We start from the raw sequence: 17,439 nt of genomic DNA on the forward strand, positions 1-17,439 counted from the left end.
TCATCACAACCAGGCCCGCAGGGCAACTTCTCTATCTTACCCACCCCGTCCCGCTTGTCAAATCGGCGCGCCGTGCAGATCAGTGATCCGCAGCGCAGCTGTTGACAGCCGCAGAAGGGTGGATTCCCTATCCTAGACGCAAGCGCCAGATCTCTCAAGAGAGAGAGTGGAAGGGATTCGTTCTCCGCTTGAGGGGGGTGAAGCACTCGGCTCCTCCGCGTCCCTGTGGGGCGAACAAGTAATAAGTTACGTGGGTTCCCGGGTTCTGGCAAATCGAGGGCCACCGCCCGGGCGTGTCGACGCCTCGCCCGTCAGGTTTCCACCGGATCAGGGGACGTTTCGGCTGCGCCAGGTGCGGCGGAGTACGATCGCGCCATGCCCACGCCCCCGGATGAGCCGCTCCTCGAGACGGCGCACGCACAAGCGGATGACGACGATCGTCGGGGCTCGCGTGACGGCGGTGCGCTGTTCGAGCGTGTGCTCGGTGAGCTCGGGATCGCGGTCACTGACCGGTCGTCTGCGGCGCGCCCTGTCGTCGCGCTCTCCTCACGGCTGGACACGGCCGCTCTCGCCTGGGCCAGTGTCAGCGCCGTGATGGTCGCCGCCGGTCGCTCACCCGAGGATCTCGACCCCGCGCGGGTCGCCGTCGCGTACGGAAGCGACCGTGTGCTCACCGTCGACGGCGCCGCTCCGCCGGTGTGGTCGCCGTACTCCGGGTTCTGGCGAACCTCCGACGGCTGGATCCGCACCCACGGGAACTACCCCCATCACGCCGCCGGCCTGCGCGCAGGTCTCGGCCTGCAGGAAGGGGCAGGTGCCGAGGCGGTTCGTGACGTGCTCGCGGAGCAACAGAGCGCACCGGCCGTCGCCACCATCACGGCCGCAGGGGGCCTGGCCGTTCGGGTGATGGCGGAGGCCCCCGCGACCGACCGGCTCCTCGGTGCGCGCCCGCTGCTCGAGATCAACCGCGTGGAGGCGGTGTCGCCCTCCCCCTTGTCGCGCTCGACATCGGCCGATGCCCGTTCAGAGCACCGCCCCCTCCAGGGAATGCGCGTACTCGACCTGACGAGGGTGATCGCCGGCCCTGTGTGCACACGGACGCTCGCGCTGCTCGGTGCCGATGTCCTGCGGATCGATCCACCGCAGCTGCCCGAGCCGGAATGGCAGCATCTCGACACGGGCCACGGCAAGCGGTCCGCGGTGCTGGATGCGCGTGACCCGCAACTGGAGGAGCTGATCGACCGGGCCGATGCCGTCGTCCTCGGATACCGTCCGGCCGCTCTCGATCGGCTCGGGTTGAATCCGGAGGAGCTCGCCCGCCGCCACTCCGGGCTGGTGGTCGCCCAGCTCAGCGCCTGGGGCACGGAGCATCCGGATCGGGCCGGATTCGACAGCCTGGTCCAAGCCGAGTCCGGCATCGCGCTCATCGAAACTCCCGATGGCGACCGCCCGGGAGCACTCCCCGTGCAGGCCCTCGATCACAGCGCCGGCTACCTCCTCGCGGCCGCGGTGACGACGCTGCTTCGACAGCGTCCCCCGCGCCCGGATGGCTCGTGGGTGGTTCGGACGTCGCTGCGCCGGGTCGCCGCAGAACTCCTCCTGATGCCTCGACGTCGGCAGCCGAACGCGGCACTCGGCTTCGCCGTCGATCCTCACGTCGCCCGCTTCGTCCTCGGAGAAACGAGCCTCACGACCGCTCGTCCGGCCCTGCCCGGATTCGAGTTCGACGCTCCCCACCCCTGGGGGTCGGATCAGCCCCGCTGGTGACGACGCCCGCGCACCGCGAGCACGACGCAGAGCACCACGGTGATCACGCCCCAGAGCGCACACGCCGGAGGCAGCACACGGTAGGCGAGGCGCTGAACCGTGAACTCCGCATCGAGCGGACCGAAGACGGCGAGACCCACCGCCCAGGCTCCGACCAGGATGACCGGCAGCGACACCCACCACGCCAGGCGGACCCCGTGCGGGATCGATTGCGCGGTGTCCAGCCGCGGCACACGACGACGGAGCCAGAGCAACGCCCAGATCCCGATGATCGCGAGACCGATCAGGCTCGATCCGTGCTGAAGCCACTTGAACCCGGGAAGCGGGCCCCACATCTCATCGAGAGCGGGGGTCTGCTGCACACCCCATCGGCCCTCATGCGTGAACAGGTCCCACACGATGTGTGAGAGCACACCGATCAGGAACGACACCGCGAGAAGGACCGGATACGAGCGCTTCTCCCCCACCCCGACGGCTCGTCCCGCCGCGGCAGCCCCACCCTCACTCCACTCACGGGGAAGTCGGCGGGCCAGCCAGAGCGGAGCGAGCTCGGGTACCGCGGGGCGCAGCAGCACACGCCACACCAGGAACAGGACGAACGCGAGCAGCGCCGTCCACAGCACGTTCCCGAACGTGTGGGTGAAGGTGTAGTTCAGTCCGACGCCCCGCACGAACAGCGGAAGATCCGGGGTCATCGCACCGATCGCGATCGCCGCGGGCACCAGGGGCGTCCGCAGGAACGGCAGCGCGACGAGCGCGTGGCTGGGAGTGAACGGCATCCGTCTGGGTCAGCCGATGAAGACGCCGGCGAGGGTCTTCTTGCCGCGACGCAGCACCGACACGTCTCCGGGGAGCGTCCCCCGGACGGTGGCGGCCTCGTCTTCCACGCGTTCGCCGTCCAGCGTCACGCCACCCTGGCCGATCGCGCGCCGAGCCTCGGAGAGGCTCGCCACGAGTCCGGTCGCCACCAGCGCTTCAGTCACCGGGGTATCCGCGGCGACCGTGGCATTCGGGAGTTCCTCGAGCGCGGTGCGGAGCGTGCCGGCATCGAGCGCGGTCAGGTCCCCCTGCCCGAAGAGCGCCTCGGATGCGGCGATCACAGCTGCCGTCGCATCGATGCCGTGCACGGTCGCGACCACCTCGAGCGCGAGACGCTTCTGAGCGGCGCGACGGAACGGCTCCGTCTCGACGAGCGCGGCGTACTCCTCGATCTCGGCCCTGCCGAGGAACGTGAAGACCTTGAGCCTGTCGATGACGTCACTGTCCGCCGTGCTCAGCCAGAACTGGTACATGCGGTACGGGCTGCACATCGCGGCATCGAGCCAGATGGCGTTCCCTTCGCTCTTGCCGAACTTGGTCCCGTCGCTGTTCGTGATCAGCGGGGTGCCGATCGCATGCACGGAGACGCCTTCGGCGCGACGAATCAGGTCGGTGCCGCTGGTGAGGTTGCCCCACTGGTCGGATCCACCCGTCTGCAGGACGCAGTCGTACTGGCGGTACAGCTCGAGGAAGTCCATCCCCTGAAGGATCTGGTAACTGAACTCGGTGTAGCTGATGCCTTCGTCGGAGTTGAGGCGCGCGGCCACCGCATCCTTCTTCAACATCGTGCCGACGCGGAAGTACTTGCCGATCTCGCGCAGGAAGTCGATCGCACTCAGCGGCGCGGTCCAGTCCAGGTTGTTGACGATGCGAGCCGCGTTGTCCCCCTCGAAGCTGAGGTAGCGCTCGACCTGCGTCCGCAAACGCCCGACCCACTCCTCGACGGTCTCCCGCGTGTTCAGGGTGCGCTCCGCCGTGGGGCGGGGGTCGCCGATGAGTCCGGTCGATCCGCCGACGAGCCCGAGCGGCTTGTGACCGGCGAGCTGGATGCGGCGCAGCGTCAGCAGCTGCACGAGATTGCCGAGGTGCAGGCTGGGTGCCGTCGGGTCGAACCCGCAGTAATACGTGATCGGGTCCCCCGCGAGAAGGGCGCGCAGCGCCTCCTGGTCGGTGGACACATGGACCAGGCCACGCCACACGAGCTCGTCCCACACGTTCTCGAACGTGGGGTCGATCGCCTGGGGTGCGGTCGTCAGATCAGCAGTTGACACGCGCTCCAGGCTATCAGCGCGGGCAGGGGCGAATCGCCTCACAGCGGTCCGTCGAGGAGAGCGATCTCGTCGACGGACAGGGCGATCGCGGCGGCGTCCATCGCGACTTCCAGCTGGTCGAGCTTGCTGCCACCGAGGATCGGGCGGATGCCCCGCGCGAGCTGCCATGCCAGCACGATCTGCCCCCGTCCGAGACCCCGTGCGTCCGAGACCTCATCCAGCGCGGCGAGCCGACGTGCGGTTCCCGGGTGCTCATACACCTCGGGCACGGGCTTCGCGGGGTTGTCGTAGGCGCCGGAGAGCAGCGGGGTGTACGCCCAGATCTCGATCCCGTTCGCCGCCGCGAAGTCCCGCTGCTCGTCGCTCAGCACGCCGAAGGGATGGGCCACCCCGGGCGGAAGCGTGCCCGGGCGCGTGCGCAGGTACGTGCTGTTCAGCTGGAACGCGTCGATGGGGATGCTTCCGAGGGACTTCGCGTGCGCACGGGCACGCTCGATGCGCCAGGCCGGGTGGTTCGAGGCGCCGACGCGGCTCACGGTGGCGTCGGCGGTGAGCGCCGCGAGAGCATCCACGGTCTCCTCGATCGCCACCGTCCGATCCTCCTGGTGGAGCCAGAGCAGATCGATCCGGTCGATGCCCAAACGCTCGAGGCTCCCCTCGACGGCAGCGCGGATCGCACGCGGAGAGAGCCCGGCCCGGTGCTCGGGCCACGACCCCGGCCACAGGGGCTCGGCGCCGACCTTGGTCGAGATGCGGATCTGCTGCCGTGCATGTGGTCGCGCCGCGAGCCACCGTCCGAGCACCTCCTCGGACGCTCCGCCCTGCCCCGTGTCGCTCACCCAGAAGCTGTAGCAGTCGGCGGTGTCGATCCAGACTCCTCCGCGCTCGACGAAGCGGTCGAGCAGAGCGAACGAGGTCTCCTCATCGACGAGTGTGCCGAAGGACATCGCTCCCAGGACGAGCGGGGATACAGGGGTGTTCCGAGTGGTCATGACCTCACTCTGCAACCTGGAGTGCGCTCCAGGTCAAGCTCTATGCTCGGACCATGACCACGTACACGCCGGCGGAGGCTGCGGCACGCTCCGGTTTCAGCATCGACACACTGCGCTACTACGAACGCGAGGGCATCCTGCCCGCGGTGTCTCGCACGGCCGGCGGCCATCGCGCGTACACCGATACCGAGCTCGGACTCCTGGAATTCCTCAAGTGCCTCCGGGAGACCGGTATGCCGGTGGAACGCCTGCGTCGCTACGGCCAGCTCTGCCAGCGCGACGACACCGTTCCGGAGCGGATAGCTCTTCTCGAAGAGCACGCCGCGACGGTCGAGAAGCAACTCGCCGACGTTCTCGCGCAGCAGCGGCGTCTCCAAGAGAAGCTGGACTGGTACCGGTCGTCGAACTGACTCCGTCAGCTGTGCGCCGCCCACCAGACCAGGAAAGCGGCGCCGAGGGCGATCACCCAGCTGACGAGGCTGCCGACGAGGAAGTACTCCGCCCGAGCACCGGTTTCCCCGTCGCGGGAAATCTCCGGGAATCGGACGATGCCCTTCGCGGCGAGCATCGCGGCGAGGATCGGATACGCCGCAGCGAGAGTGAGGATCAGGACGAGGATGCGCTCCAGCGGTCCGATCAGTCGTCCACCCTTGAATCCGCCGCGAGGATCGCGGGGTGCTGACGCCACCTCAGCATCTGTCTGCGTGGCGGCGGCAGTTTCACTGGCGGCGGCGGTTTCTGGGGCGGCGGCGGTGTCGGCGACCGCTGTCACCGGCGACGCGGCCGGGTCTGCCGGGCGCCAGGTGTGCTCCCCGTCGAGCGCCGCACGGACCACGAGGTTCGCGGACTCCAGGAGGAACACCCCAGCACCCAGTGCCAGCAGAGCCAGATCGAAGGGGACTTCTCCGAACGGTGACCGGAGACGCCAGACCGCGCCGATCAGGCCGGCGTCTGGACGAGCACCGAGCCCGACGACGGCGCCGACGCTCACGACCGCGAGCAGGACGGCGGGCCAGAACCCCAGAGGGGCGGGGCGCTCGGTGGGCATGCTCCACACCCAGAGCGCTCCGACCACCAGCGCGAGAGCCATGGGGAGAAGCGCGTCGCTGACGCTGCCGAGCAGGAGCAGGACCACGGTGACGGTGAGGTAGCCGATCCACCGGCGCGGGGCGAATTGACGCACCAGGTCGGCGGCGCCGACTGCCAGCAGGATGAAGCCGGCGACGATCATGCGCGCTCCCCTCGAAGCGCGGCCACTCCCTCGATGAGCGCGGCCGTGCCCGCGGTGCGCAGCGACTTCGAGACGCTGGGCTGCGTGATCCCTTCCTCAGCCGCGAGCTCCTGCTGCGATCGACCGAGCAGACGGCCGTAGGTGAGTCGCCGTTCCCGCTCGCTCATCGCGCCGACCAGCTCGTCGCGGACGAGGAGGTAGGCGTTCGATGCGGCGATCGTGCTCTCCATGACCTCATCCTGCCCCGGGGCTCCGACAATCCAGGACCGCGTGCGCGGCACGGCGCGACCCTCGCGCTCATGCACGGTCTCGATCGCGGCGCGGGCCGCGTACCAGCCGGGTCCGTCCGCGAGCTCGCGATGGACGGATTCGACCTGACGCACCTCCCCCACCCCAATCCCGAACCGGAAGGCGATACCGTCCGGCAGCCGCAGCTGGATCATCAGGAGCGACACCATCGCGTCGCTCAGATCGAGGTAGACACCCTGTTGCTCGTCTCCTACGGTGGGCGTGAGCGGCTGCGCGGCCAGCGGGAAGTCGACCTCGACCCTGGCTATGGTGTCGTCGAGGACGTGCTGCGCGGCGGTGCGATCGTCGAGCCGGCGAGAGCCCACGATGTCTGCGAGTACCGCGATGACCATGGCATAACCATAACACGCATAACTCTCGACTTATGCTCTAAATGGCTATATTCTGCGAACATGCCTGAATCGCACATCATCCCCTGGTCCCACGGAACATGGACCACCGCCCCCGCCTCCCCCTCCGGTCTCCCCGACGGCTCGGCTCCCCTCGACATCACCGCCGTGGAGGGCAGCGACGCCTGGCGGCACACCGCCTACGGCTTCGTGCACGACACCGAGCACGCCCTGCTCGCACCCCTCGCGGTCGGCGAGGCGATGGAGGTGTCGTTCCGCGCGCCCTGGGACGGACAGTTCGACCAGGCGGGTGTCTTCGTGCGGATCGACGACGAGCACTGGATCAAGACCGGCCTGGAGTACGCCGACGATCACCTCGGACTCGGCGCCGTGGTCACCGCCGGGGGCTCCGACTGGTCGGTCGGTCACGTCGATGAGTGGCTCGAGAGCGAGATCACGGTACGCGTCAGCCGCTGGGCGGACTCCGTGATCGTGCGCGCCCGCGCCGATGACGGACCGTGGCGTCTCGTTCGGGTCGCCCCGTTCGACGGTACGGCGACGGCATCCGCCGGACCGTTCCTCGCCGCGCCCACGCGCAGCGGACTCACGGTCCGGTTCACCCGGTGGGAACGGTCGTCGGCAGACACCGACCTCCACTGATCCGCTGCGGGCCGGCGGCCCCGACGTCGACTAGAGGCCGAGGGCGTGGGCGGCCGCCTGCGCGCGAGCGATGAGCTCGGCGCGCTGCTCGGCGACCCGCTCCGGAGCGGTGCCGCCGACGCCGGTCCGCGATCCGACCGAACCCTCGATCGTGAGGACCTCGCGAACCTCGGGCACGAGATGCGGGGACACCGAGAGCAGCAGCTCATCGGAAGCGTCCTCCAGTCCGATCCCCTGCTCCTCGCACGCGCGCACGAGCGCACCCGAGATCTCATGGGCGTCGCGGAAGGGCACCCGGCGCTTCACGAGCCACTCGGCGACGTCGGTCGCGAGCGAGAAGCCCTGCGGTGCGAGTTCCGCCATCCGCGCGGTGTCGAAGCGGAGCGTCGCGATCATGCCGGCGAAAGCGGGGAGCACGACCTCCAGCGTCTGCACCGAATCGAAGACCGGCTCCTTGTCCTCCTGCAGATCGCGGTTGTACGCGAGCGGGAGGCCCTTCAACGTGGCCAGCAGCCCCGACAGGTTGCCGATGAGACGGCCGGACTTGCCCCGAGCGAGCTCGGCGATGTCGGGGTTCTTCTTCTGCGGCATGATGCTGGAACCGGTCGAGTACCCGTCATCGAGGGTGACGAAGCCGAACTCGCGGGTGTTCCAGAGGATGATCTCCTCGGAGAGGCGCGAGAGATCGACACCGGTCATCGCCGTGATGAAGGCGAATTCCGCGACGACGTCACGAGCGGCAGTGCCGTCGAGCGAGTTCTCGGCCGGACGGTCGAGGCCCAGCTCCGTCGCCACGAGCACAGGATCGAGACCGAGCGTGGAACCCGCCAGCGCTCCCCCGCCGTAGGGCGAGACACCGGCGCGGCGACGCCAATCCACGAGCCGTTCCAGCTCCCGCACCAGCGGCCACCCGTGCGCCTGCAGGTGGTGGGCGAGCAGGACGGGCTGTGCGTGCTGAAGGTGGGTGCGCCCGGGGAGGATCGCCGTCGGGTGCGCCTCCGCCTGGGCGACCAGTGCGTCGACGACGCGCAGGATGTCTCGCGCGATGACCCGAGCGTGGTCGATCAGATACATGCGCACGAGCGTCGCGATCTGGTCGTTGCGGCTGCGACCTGCGCGCAGACGACCGCCCAGCTCCGGTCCCAGCTCGGCGATCAGTGCCTGCTCGAGCGCACCGTGCACATCCTCGTCGGTCGGCACCGGGCGGAGGGAACCGTCTGCGACACGGCGAGCCACGGCATCCAGCCCCTCGTGCATCCGTCGCGCCTCGTCGGGTTCGAGGTATCCCGCGGCCTCGAGCGCGGTCGCATGGGCATGCGAGCCGGCGATGTCGTACGGAGCGAGGATCCAGTCGAAATGCGTGGAACGGCTGAGCTCGACCAGCTCGGGCGAGGGCCCGGTGGCGAAACGTGCGCCCCAGAGCGCCCCCTCGTTGGTGCCTTCATGCGTCGAGTCGGTCATCACGCGTCCTTCTTGCCGAGCAGCCACACGAGAAGCGCCTTCTGCGCATGCAGCCGGTTCTCTGCTTCATCCCAGACGACGCTCTGCGGTCCGTCGATGACCGAGGAATCGACCTCGTAGCCGCGGTCCGCCGGGAGGCAGTGGATGAAGATCGCCTCCGGGTCGGCGAGCGTCATCGTCTCGGGGGTGACCTTGTAGCCGCCGAGGTCACGGATGCGCGCGATCTTCTCCTCCTCCTTGCCCATCGAGACCCAGGTGTCGGTCACGACCACGTCGGCCCCGGCGGCGGCCTCGACCGCGTCGGTGTACAGCGTGATCGATCCGCCGGTCTCGGCCGCACGGCGGTCGGCTGCCTCGATGACGTCGGCGCGCGGCGCATAGTCCTCGGGCGATGCGATGCGCACGTGCATCCCCGCCGTCACGCCGGCGAGGGCGTAGGAATGCGCCATGTTGCTCTGCCCATCACCGAAGAACGTGAGCGTGAGACCCTTCAACTCGCCCTTGTGCTCACGAATCGTCAGCAGATCAGCGAGCAGCTGGCAGGGGTGGAAGTCGTCGGAGAGCGCATTGATCACCGGCACGCGCGTGCCGGCGGCCATCTCCTCGAGTCCGGACTGCGCGTAGGTGCGCCAGACGATCGCGGCGACCTGGCGCTCCAGCACGCGTGCGGTGTCGGACGGTGTCTCCTTGCCCCCGAGCTGACTGCTGGCGGTGGAGATGATGAGCGGCGAGCCACCGAGGTCGGCGATGCCCACCGCGAACGACACCCGGGTGCGCGTCGAGGACTTGTCGAAGATCACCGCGACGGTCTGCGGCCCCGCAAGACTCTTGTCCGCCCAGCGGTCCTTCTTCAGTTCGAGGGCGAGGTCGAGGATCTCGGCCTGCTCGGCGGGCGTCAGGTCGTCGTCACGCAGCAGGTGGCGGGTCATGCGGATACCTTTCCGGAGAGGGAAGCCTGTACGTCGGCGAGGGCAGCGGTGAACAACTCACGGAACTCCGCGAGCTCGGCGTCACCGATCGTGAGGGCGGGCGCGATGCGGACCGTCTCCGGATTGGCGGCGTTGACGATGAGGCCGCGCTCCTGAGCAGCGGCGACCACGGCTCCGGCCACCGGCGCGGACAGCGCCACACCGATGAGCAGACCGCGTCCGCGCACGCCGTCGACGAGCGGGGAGTCCATGCCGAGCAGGAACTCACGCAGCTCCGCGCCCCGGCGGGCGGCGTTCTCGACCAGCCCGGCACTCTCGATCTCGGCGAGCACCGCGTCGGCGACCGCGGTCGCGAGCGGGTTCCCCCCGAAGGTGGAGCCGTGGGACCCCGGCGTGAAGAGCGCGCTGGCGGAACCGTAGGTGACCAGAGCACCGACCGGGAAGCCACCACCGATGCCCTTGGCCAGGGTGATCGCGTCGGGGGTAATGCCCTCATGACTGAATCCGAACCATGCGCCCGTGCGGCCGGCACCGGTCTGGATCTCGTCGACGATCAGCAGCGCGCCGTGCGCGAGGGTCAGCGAGCGTGCAGCGGCGAGGTAGCCGTCCGGCAGCTCGACCACACCGGCCTCGCCCTGGATGGGCTCGACGATGACGGCGGCCACCCGATCATCCATCGCCGCCTGCAGCGCCTCGATCGTGGCCGGAATGTGCTCGACGCCACCCGGCATCGGCTCGAAGGGCGCGCGCATGGAGGTCTTCGCCGTCAGGGCGAGCGAGCCCATGGTGCGTCCGTGGAAGCCGTTCTCGAGCGCGAGGATGCGCGGCCGCTCGACGCCGCCGTGCAGACGGGCGAGCTTGAACGCGGCTTCGTTCGCTTCTGCACCGGAGTTCGAGAAGAACACACGTCCGTCGATTCCGGCGCCGGCGAGGCGCTTGAGACGTGCGGCGAGGGCGAGCTGGGGCGGAGTGGCGAAGTAGTTCGACACGTGGGCGAGCGTCGCCGCCTGGGCCGACACCGCCTCCACGAAGGCCGGGTGCGCATGCCCGAGGGAGGTCACCGCGATTCCCGCGAGGAAATCGAGGTGGCGTCGGCCGTCGGCATCCCACAGGTACGAACCCTCACCGCGAACCAGCAGCGCGAGCCGCTCCCCCGCGTTGAGCACGAGATCGCGTGCCGCATCGTCCTGCCAGACGGTCATGCCGTCACCTCATTCCTTCCCAGGACCACTTCGGTCCCGATTCCTTTGCTGGTGAAGAGTTCGACGAGCACCGAATGCGGCACCCGTCCGTCGATGATCGCCGCGGCATCGACGCCGCCCTCGACCGCGTCGAGACACGCGCGCATCTTCGGGATCATCCCCGACTCGAGCGTCGGAAGCATGTCGATGAGAGCCTCCGATGTGAGATGCGAGACGAGCGAGTCGCGGTTCGGCCAATCGGCGTAGAGTCCGGGCACGTCGGTGAGGATCACGAGCTTGCGGGCGTTCAGAGCAACCGCCAGCGCCGCCGCCGCCGCATCCGCGTTGACGTTCAGCGACTGACCGGGGTGGTCGAGGTCGGGCGCGATGCTCGAGACCACGGGGATGCGCCCGGCCACGAGGTGGTCGTGCACCGGGGTCGGGTCGACTTCGACGACATCGCCGACGCGTCCGAGATCGACCTCTTCTCCATCGATCACGACGCCGCGACGGCGTCCGCCGAAAAGACCGGCGTCCTCACCGCTGAGCCCGGTGGCGATCGGCCCATGGGAGTTGATCTTGGAGACGAGCTGCGGGTTCACCTGACCGGTGAGCACCATGCGCACGACGCTGATCGCCTCGGTGTTGGTGACGCGGTAGCCGCCCTTGAACTCACTCGGGATCTCGAGGCGTTGCAGCATGTTCGAGATCTGCGGACCGCCTCCGTGGACGACGACCGGCAGCACCCCGACGTACCGGAGATACGCGATGTCCTGCGCGAAGGCGTCCTGCAGCTCTTCCGAGACCATCGCGTTGCCGCCGTACTTGATGACGACGATCTGATCGCGGAACTTCTTCAGCCACGGGAGGGACTCGATGAGGGTCGTGGCCTTCTGCGCGGCGACCTCGGCCGGAGTGTCCTGGATGTCGGTCATGAGGCGTACGCGCTGTTCTCGTGCACGTAATCGTGCGTGAGGTCGTTGGTGAGCACCGTGGCCGCGGCCTCGCCCGACTTCAGATCGATCACGACGTGGGTGGCGCGCGGGGTGAGGTCGACCTCTTCCCGCGGACGGTCGGGACCGCCTTCGGTGCACACGCGGACGCCGTTCATCCAGACGTCGACGTCATAGGGATCGAACTGCGCGTTCGTGGTGCCGATCGCGGCGAGCACACGTCCCCAGTTCGGGTCGTTGCCGAAGATCGCCGCCTTGAAGAGGTTGTTGCGTGCCACGGACCGGCCGACCTCGACCGCGTCCTGCTCGGACACCGCCTGCCGGACCTCGATCGTGATGTCGTGGCTCGCGCCTTCCGCGTCACCCTGCAGTTTCACCGCGAGTTCCTGACACAGCTCCCTGAGGGCGGCGGCGAAGTCGTCCAGGTCCGGGGCGACCTCCGAGGCACCGTTGGCGAGAAGCGTGACCTGATCGTTGGTCGACATGCACCCGTCCGAATCGAGCCGGTCGAACGTCTTCCCGGTCGCGCGGCGCAGGGCCTCGTCGGCCTGCAGCGGTTCGAGGACGGCATCGGTCGTGATCACCACGAGCATCGTGGCGAGTCCGGGCGCGAGCATCCCGGCCCCCTTGGCCATGCCGCCGATGGTCCAGCCGTCGCGGCTGATCACCGCCGTCTTCGCGACCGTGTCCGTGGTCATGATCGCGTGAGCGGCGTCGTCCCCGCCGTCTGCGCTGAGCTCGGCGATCGCCTGCTCGGTGCCGGCGAGCACCCTCGCCCGGAAGGTCTCGTCTCCGGTGCCGATGAGCCCCGTGGAGCAGATCAGCACGTCGCCGGCGCTGACCCCGAGGAGTTCGGCTGCCTTCTCCGCGGTCTGGTGCGTCGTCTGGAAGCCGAAGGAGCCGGTGAAGCAGTTCGCCCCTCCGGAGTTGAGCACGACGGCTTCGACGACGCGATCAGCCACGGCCTGCTGCGACCAGATGATCGGATTCGCCTTGGCACGGTTGCCGGTGAAGACGGCGGCGCCGACCTTGCGCGGTCCCCGGTTGACGACGACGGCCACGTCCGGCTTGCCTGTCGACTTGAGTCCTGCGGCGACACCGGCCGCTTCGAATCCTGCGGGGGCGGTGACGCTCACGGCGCGACTCCGTTCAGTGAGAGGGCGCGGGCCTCGGGCAGTCCCAGCGCGATGTTCATGGATTGGATGGCAGCGCCGGCGGTGCCCTTGACGAGGTTGTCGACGGCGGTGACCACGGTGACGCGGTTGGCGGAACGGTCGATCGCGAGACCGATCAGCGCGGTGTTCGCGCCGATCACGTCGGCGGTCCGCGGGAATCGTCCTTCCGGGAGCAGCTGCACGAAGGTCTCCTCCCCGTACGCGCTCTGCCAGGCGTCCCGGATCTGCGCATCCGTAGCGCCGGACGCGATCGGCGCCGTCGAGGTGGCGAGGATGCCGCGCGACATCGGGACCAGCACCGGGGTGAAGGAGATCCGGATGCCGTCGGGGTCTGCGCCGGAGGCTGCGGCGAGCGCCTGACGGATCTCGGGAATGTGCCGGTGGGTTCCACCGACGGCATACGGGTTCGCGGATCCGAGGATCTCGCTCGCCAGGAGATTCGTCTTGAGGCTCTTCCCCGCACCGGACGGGCCGACCGCCAGCACCGAGACGATGTCGGAGGCGTCGATGACCCCGGCGGCCACTCCCGGGGCGAGGCTGAGACTCACGGTGGAGGCGTTGCAGCCGGGAGCGGCGATGCGCGTCGCACCCCGAAGGTGCTCGCGCTGCTTCACGCCGTCGACCAGGAGCTCCGGCACGCCGTAGGTCCACGCCTCATGGAACGCACCGCCGTAGAACGCGTCCCAGGCCGCGGCCGACGTGAGCCGATGGTCGGCTCCGGCGTCGATCACGAGCGGGGCGTCGCCCAACGCGTCGGTGTACTGACCGGACTGCCCGTGCGGGAGCGCCAGGAAGACGATGTCGTGGCCGGAGAGGATGTCCGGTGTGGTCTCCTGCAGCGTGAGGTGCGCCAGGGAGCGCAGGTGCGGCTGGTGATCGACGAGGGGTTGCCCGGCGTTCGAATGCGCCGTGACGGTGCGGATCTCCATGTCGGGATGGTCTGCCAGGAGGCGTAGGATCTCGCCGCCTGCGTAGCCGGATGCGCCGGAGACGGCGACGGAATACGTCATGCTTCTACCTTAACGGTCGGGTCTTCCTCGAAAGGAGGACCGAGGGGCGGGGCCCGAGGCGGCGACACCGGCACTCACCGCCGCAAGGGGGCAGGCAGGAGGGCGGGGTCGCCTACAGTCGGCGGCCGCGGCGTCGGCGCACAGCGATGACGCTCGGAGCGAGCGTCGGAGAAGCGGTGGCGGCCGAAGGCATGTCGCGACAGTAGCGCGGCCCCGGCGGCCACCGCAAATCCGGGCCGTCATCCGGCGGGCGAGAACTCCATCGGTGCGGCGAAGAAGGCCAGCTCGTGCGCGCTCGAGACCTCGAACACGCGGCTCATCCTCGCGCGGGTCGCGGCGTCCGCCCGTGCGGCTGCTCCGGAGGCGTAGAGGATCGCCGTCTCGGTCGCCTCCTCGAACGCAGGGTCGGCGTATGTCGCGAGCCAGGAGGCGAAGGGATGCTGCGGATCCCGCGCGTACTCGCCGAACTCCCCGGCACGCAGGCGCCGGCCGAGGTCGGTGTAGAGCCAGAAGCACGGAAGGACGGCTGCGACGATCTCGGCGTAGTCCCCGCCGAATGCGACCGACCTGAGGTGATCGAGGTAGGCCGTGGTCGCCGCCGACGGCTCCGCGGCGAACGTCGCCGCGCTCACCCCCTGCTGCGGCGTCAACCAGGACGCATGGAGCTCGAGCTCGCCGACGATGGAGCCGTGGGCGGAATGCGCCCAGAACGCCTGCTCAGCCGATGTCGGGGCTCGTCGCGCCGCCTCCGACAGCACCCGGGCGTACTCGCGCAGGTACAGGGCATCCTGCGCGAGGTACGCGAGGAAGGGCTCGCGCTCCAGCGAGCCGTCTGCAAGAGCACGGATGAACGGCAACTCGTCGATCTGTGTGCGGACGTCGGCGATGCGCTCCCACCACTCGGCAGCGACCTCCGAGGCAGCGACCTCCGAGGCAGCGACCTCCGACGCAGCGACTCCGCTCGTCGTGTCCGCCCGTGCCCACAGTCCGGAGAAGTGGTTGATGGGGCCGTGCCCGCGCCCCACCCGCAGTGCTTCCCCCGCACGGAGCGATTCACGCAGCCAGCTCCGCGCCGCGCGGACCGCCTGCTCCGGCTCCAGACCCCGTGCCGACAGCGTGGCGAGGGCAGAGGAGAGCGAGCAGCCGGTGCCGTGGGTGCTCGAGGTGACGATACGCGTCCCGCTGTACTCCTGACGTCGCCCGTGACGAGCGTCGATCAGCGCATCCGGGGCGTCGTTCCCCGCGAGATGTCCGCCCTTGACCAGCACGGCGACCCCGACATCCGTCGACAGGTCTTCCGCAGCGGCGATCGCCTCCGACCAGTCCCCGACGTCGCGCCCCGAGAGCACGGCGAGCTCGGCCAGGTTCGGGGTCACGAGCGTGGCGCGACGGAGCAGATCCCGCAGTTCCCGCTCCGCATCCGGCTCCAGCAGCCGATCCCCCGAAGTCGCCACCATCACCGGATCGAGGACGACGATCGGCGGACGGGCCCGGTCGAGCCAGGCAGCGACCGTCCGGATGACCTCGGCGTCGGCGAGCATCCCGATCTTCACCGCGTCGATCACGATGTCATCCGACACCGCGTCGAGTTGGGCGCGGAGGAACTCCGCCGGCGGCACGTGCACGCCGCGCACGCCCTGGGTGTTCTGCGCGGTCAGTGCGGTGAGCACGGCCATGCCGTATCCGCCGTTGGCCGCGATCGACTTGATGTCGGCCTGGATCCCTGCGCCACCGGACGGGTCGCTCCCGGCGATGCTCAGCACACGCGGAACGGAACCTGCGAGCCACCGCCGCCGGAAAGCACGGGCGGTCGCCGCGGGGTCTTCCGCCGCGCACAGCGCCGAGACCACGGCGATGCCGGCTGCACCGGCATCCCGCAGTGCCTCGGCATCGTCGAGCCCCACACCGCCGATCGCGACGCACGGGAGAGAACTGCGTGCGACGAAGTCACGGAATCCGTCGACTCCGAGCGGCGCCGGGTGATCCGGTTTCGTCGCGGTGGGACGGATCACGCCGACCCCCAGGTAGTCGACCGTCCCCACCGGCAGGGCGAGCACGGCCTCGAGGTGCGCGGCACTGTTCGCCGTGAGGCCGATCAGCGCATCGGGTCCCAGTACCTCGCGCGCCCGCCGCACGGACGCATCGCCCTGCCCCAGATGCACGCCGTCGACGCGCGCACCCCGTTCGCGGGCGGCGACGGCAGCATCCAACCGGTCGTTCACGACGAGGAGCGCCCGTCCGTCGATCACCCGCGACACCGCGATCAGCTGTTCGACGATCTCGGCCTCCGTCGCGGTCTTGTCCCGCACCTGGACGACGCGCACACCACCCTCCACAGCCTGACGGACGGTCTCGACGACACCACGATCACCGCAGAGCTCGGGATCGGTCACGAGATAGAGCGAGAGATCAACGGTCACCGTGCACCGCTCTCGACGCGAGCCTCGGCGACGAGGTCTTCCGGGCGCAGCGCTGCGAGTGCATCCAGCAGCGAGACCGCGAAACTGCCCGGACCCCGTGCTGTCGTTGCGGCATGCTCGGCAGCGATCGTGTATCCGAGGCTCGCGGCGGCGACCGCCGTGAGCGCATCGTGCCCCGTCACCCTGGCGGCGCCGAGGAGCGCGGCCATGACCGCGCCGAGGGCACAACCACCACCGGTGACCCTGGTCAGGAGCTCATGACCGTTCGCGAGTCGCAGGACCCGCTCGCCGTCGGTGAGGAGGTCGACCGGCCCCGAGACCGCGACCACGGCACCCGTCCTCGTCGCCAGGGCAGTCGCAGCATCGGCAGCGGCATCCGTGCTGTCCGTCGCGTCGACGCCTCGGCCACCCGCGCTGACGCCGGCGAGGGCGAGGATCTCGGAGGCGTTGCCTCGGATCGCGGTCGGTCGCTGATTCGCCAGGTCATGCGCCAGCGCCGTGCGGATCGGCAGGGTGCCGATCGCGACCGGATCGAGCACCCACGGTGTCCCGGACGCGGTCGCGCCGGCGACGGCTTCGAGGATCGCAGCCCGCTGCTCCGGCGTGGGCGTACCGAGGTTGATCAGCAGGCCGGAGGCGACCCCGGCGAACAGCTCGGCCTCGCCGACGATGTCGACCATCGCGGGTGCCGCACCGGCGGCGAGCAGCACGTTGGCCGTGAACCCCGTGACGACCGCGTTGGTGATGCAATGCGTCAAGGGCGGAGCCTCACGCACCACCTCCCACAGCGCCGCGGCGGAGCCGACGAGATCGGTGGTGGATTCAGGACGCAGAAGATCGCTCATCGCGACATCCCTTCGCTAGTACGAACTAGATCAGGTTCGACGGGTCTGTTCTCAGCCGCGGATGCGGCACCCCGTGTCACTGCTCGC

Annotated in this window: 16 protein-coding genes and 1 riboswitch; of the genes, 3 read left to right on the plus strand and 13 right to left on the minus strand. The window is 69.4% G+C overall.

Features of this window, described 5'->3' with window-relative positions; genetic code table 11:
* The first annotated feature begins 375 nt into the window (after positions 1–375).
* Positions 376–1,767: a CoA transferase gene (locus ACLF6J_RS11610; RefSeq protein ID WP_134351644.1), complete on the plus strand. Its 1,392-nt coding sequence runs from the start codon at positions 376–378 to the stop codon at positions 1,765–1,767.
* Here ACLF6J_RS11610 and ACLF6J_RS11615 read toward each other — a convergent pair.
* The 3 genes from ACLF6J_RS11615 to ACLF6J_RS11625 are packed head-to-tail and all read right to left on the minus strand — an operon-like array spanning position 1,752 to position 4,849.
* Positions 1,752–2,546 (minus strand): DUF4184 family protein, encoded by a 795-nt coding sequence (locus tag ACLF6J_RS11615; protein ID WP_134351646.1) that lies wholly within the window; start codon positions 2,544–2,546, stop codon positions 1,752–1,754. The genes ACLF6J_RS11610 and ACLF6J_RS11615 overlap by 16 nt on opposite strands.
* Before the next feature lie 9 nt (positions 2,547–2,555).
* The gene (gene tyrS / locus ACLF6J_RS11620) at positions 2,556–3,857 is read right to left on the minus strand and encodes a tyrosine--tRNA ligase (RefSeq protein ID WP_208526470.1); all 1,302 of its coding nucleotides are present in this window, start codon (positions 3,855–3,857) and stop codon (positions 2,556–2,558) included.
* Between the two features lie 38 nt (positions 3,858–3,895).
* Positions 3,896–4,849, minus strand: coding sequence for an aldo/keto reductase (locus tag ACLF6J_RS11625; protein ID WP_134351648.1), 954 nt, complete (start codon positions 4,847–4,849; stop codon positions 3,896–3,898).
* 53 nt (positions 4,850–4,902) lie between these two features.
* Between ACLF6J_RS11625 and ACLF6J_RS11630 the strand changes: the two genes are divergently transcribed.
* Positions 4,903–5,259, plus strand: a complete 357-nt coding sequence (locus ACLF6J_RS11630; RefSeq protein WP_047524351.1) for a MerR family transcriptional regulator — start codon at positions 4,903–4,905, stop codon at positions 5,257–5,259.
* A gap of 5 nt (positions 5,260–5,264) precedes the next feature.
* On the opposite strand, the gene ACLF6J_RS11635 is transcribed toward ACLF6J_RS11630, so the two are convergent.
* Positions 5,265–6,080, minus strand: coding sequence for a hypothetical protein (locus tag ACLF6J_RS11635; protein ID WP_134351650.1), 816 nt, complete (start codon positions 6,078–6,080; stop codon positions 5,265–5,267).
* Complete coding sequence (locus ACLF6J_RS11640; protein ID WP_134351652.1) at positions 6,077–6,721, minus strand: SatD family protein; 645 nt, start codon at positions 6,719–6,721, stop codon at positions 6,077–6,079. Before ACLF6J_RS11640 ends, ACLF6J_RS11635 begins: the two co-directional genes overlap by 4 nt.
* Before the next feature lie 60 nt (positions 6,722–6,781).
* Between ACLF6J_RS11640 and ACLF6J_RS11645 the strand changes: the two genes are divergently transcribed.
* On the plus strand, positions 6,782–7,378 hold the full coding sequence (locus ACLF6J_RS11645) for a DUF1349 domain-containing protein (protein WP_047524348.1): 597 nt from the start codon (positions 6,782–6,784) through the stop codon (positions 7,376–7,378).
* A gap of 30 nt (positions 7,379–7,408) precedes the next feature.
* On the opposite strand, the gene argH is transcribed toward ACLF6J_RS11645, so the two are convergent.
* The 8 genes from argH to thiM form a co-directional block, all read right to left on the minus strand.
* Entirely contained in the window at positions 7,409–8,839 is a 1,431-nt protein-coding gene (gene argH, locus ACLF6J_RS11650) for an argininosuccinate lyase (protein ID WP_131492600.1), read from the minus strand.
* Positions 8,839–9,768 (minus strand): ornithine carbamoyltransferase, encoded by a 930-nt coding sequence (argF, locus tag ACLF6J_RS11655; RefSeq protein WP_131492602.1) that lies wholly within the window; start codon positions 9,766–9,768, stop codon positions 8,839–8,841. Before argF ends, argH begins: the two co-directional genes overlap by 1 nt.
* Positions 9,765–10,970, minus strand: a complete 1,206-nt coding sequence (locus ACLF6J_RS11660) for an acetylornithine transaminase (RefSeq protein WP_134351654.1) — start codon at positions 10,968–10,970, stop codon at positions 9,765–9,767. The genes argF and ACLF6J_RS11660 overlap by 4 nt, the downstream gene beginning before the upstream one ends.
* Positions 10,967–11,884, minus strand: coding sequence for an acetylglutamate kinase (gene argB, locus ACLF6J_RS11665; RefSeq protein WP_131492606.1), 918 nt, complete (start codon positions 11,882–11,884; stop codon positions 10,967–10,969). Before argB ends, ACLF6J_RS11660 begins: the two co-directional genes overlap by 4 nt.
* Positions 11,881–13,038 carry a bifunctional glutamate N-acetyltransferase/amino-acid acetyltransferase ArgJ gene (gene argJ / locus ACLF6J_RS11670; RefSeq protein WP_047524343.1) on the minus strand — a complete coding sequence of 386 codons (1,158 nt, stop codon included), beginning with the start codon at positions 13,036–13,038 and terminating at the stop codon, positions 11,881–11,883. Before argJ ends, argB begins: the two co-directional genes overlap by 4 nt.
* Entirely contained in the window at positions 13,035–14,087 is a 1,053-nt protein-coding gene (gene argC / locus ACLF6J_RS11675) for an N-acetyl-gamma-glutamyl-phosphate reductase (RefSeq protein ID WP_131492609.1), read from the minus strand. Before argC ends, argJ begins: the two co-directional genes overlap by 4 nt.
* Before the next feature lie 239 nt (positions 14,088–14,326).
* Entirely contained in the window at positions 14,327–16,507 is a 2,181-nt protein-coding gene (locus tag ACLF6J_RS11680) for a bifunctional hydroxymethylpyrimidine kinase/phosphomethylpyrimidine kinase (protein WP_134351656.1), read from the minus strand.
* On the minus strand, positions 16,504–17,352 hold the full coding sequence (gene thiM / locus ACLF6J_RS11685) for a hydroxyethylthiazole kinase (RefSeq protein WP_134351658.1): 849 nt from the start codon (positions 17,350–17,352) through the stop codon (positions 16,504–16,506). The genes ACLF6J_RS11680 and thiM overlap by 4 nt, the downstream gene beginning before the upstream one ends.
* Positions 17,343–17,436: riboswitch (TPP riboswitch) on the minus strand. (Overlaps the previous gene by 10 nt.)
* Between the last annotated feature and the right edge of the window lie 3 nt (positions 17,437–17,439).

Source organism: Microbacterium sp. IO18 (genome assembly GCF_049099505.1).
Classification (GTDB): Bacteria; Actinomycetota; Actinomycetes; order Actinomycetales; family Microbacteriaceae; genus Microbacterium; species Microbacterium aurugineum.

Coding starts and splice junctions, on each gene's coding strand:
- ACLF6J_RS11610 (WP_134351644.1), top strand. CDS start 376: ATGCCCACGCCCCCGGATGAGCCGCTCCTCGAGACGGCGCACGCACAA.
- ACLF6J_RS11615 (WP_134351646.1), bottom strand. CDS start 2,546: ATGCCGTTCACTCCCAGCCACGCGCTCGTCGCGCTGCCGTTCCTGCGG.
- ACLF6J_RS11625 (WP_134351648.1), bottom strand. CDS start 4,849: ATGACCACTCGGAACACCCCTGTATCCCCGCTCGTCCTGGGAGCGATG.
- ACLF6J_RS11630 (WP_047524351.1), top strand. CDS start 4,903: ATGACCACGTACACGCCGGCGGAGGCTGCGGCACGCTCCGGTTTCAGC.
- ACLF6J_RS11635 (WP_134351650.1), bottom strand. CDS start 6,080: ATGATCGTCGCCGGCTTCATCCTGCTGGCAGTCGGCGCCGCCGACCTG.
- ACLF6J_RS11640 (WP_134351652.1), bottom strand. CDS start 6,721: ATGGTCATCGCGGTACTCGCAGACATCGTGGGCTCTCGCCGGCTCGAC.
- ACLF6J_RS11645 (WP_047524348.1), top strand. CDS start 6,782: ATGCCTGAATCGCACATCATCCCCTGGTCCCACGGAACATGGACCACC.
- argH (WP_131492600.1), bottom strand. CDS start 8,839: ATGACCGACTCGACGCATGAAGGCACCAACGAGGGGGCGCTCTGGGGC.
- argF (WP_131492602.1), bottom strand. CDS start 9,768: ATGACCCGCCACCTGCTGCGTGACGACGACCTGACGCCCGCCGAGCAG.
- ACLF6J_RS11660 (WP_134351654.1), bottom strand. CDS start 10,970: ATGACCGTCTGGCAGGACGATGCGGCACGCGATCTCGTGCTCAACGCG.
- argB (WP_131492606.1), bottom strand. CDS start 11,884: ATGACCGACATCCAGGACACTCCGGCCGAGGTCGCCGCGCAGAAGGCC.
- argC (WP_131492609.1), bottom strand. CDS start 14,087: ATGACGTATTCCGTCGCCGTCTCCGGCGCATCCGGCTACGCAGGCGGC.
- thiM (WP_134351658.1), bottom strand. CDS start 17,352: ATGAGCGATCTTCTGCGTCCTGAATCCACCACCGATCTCGTCGGCTCC.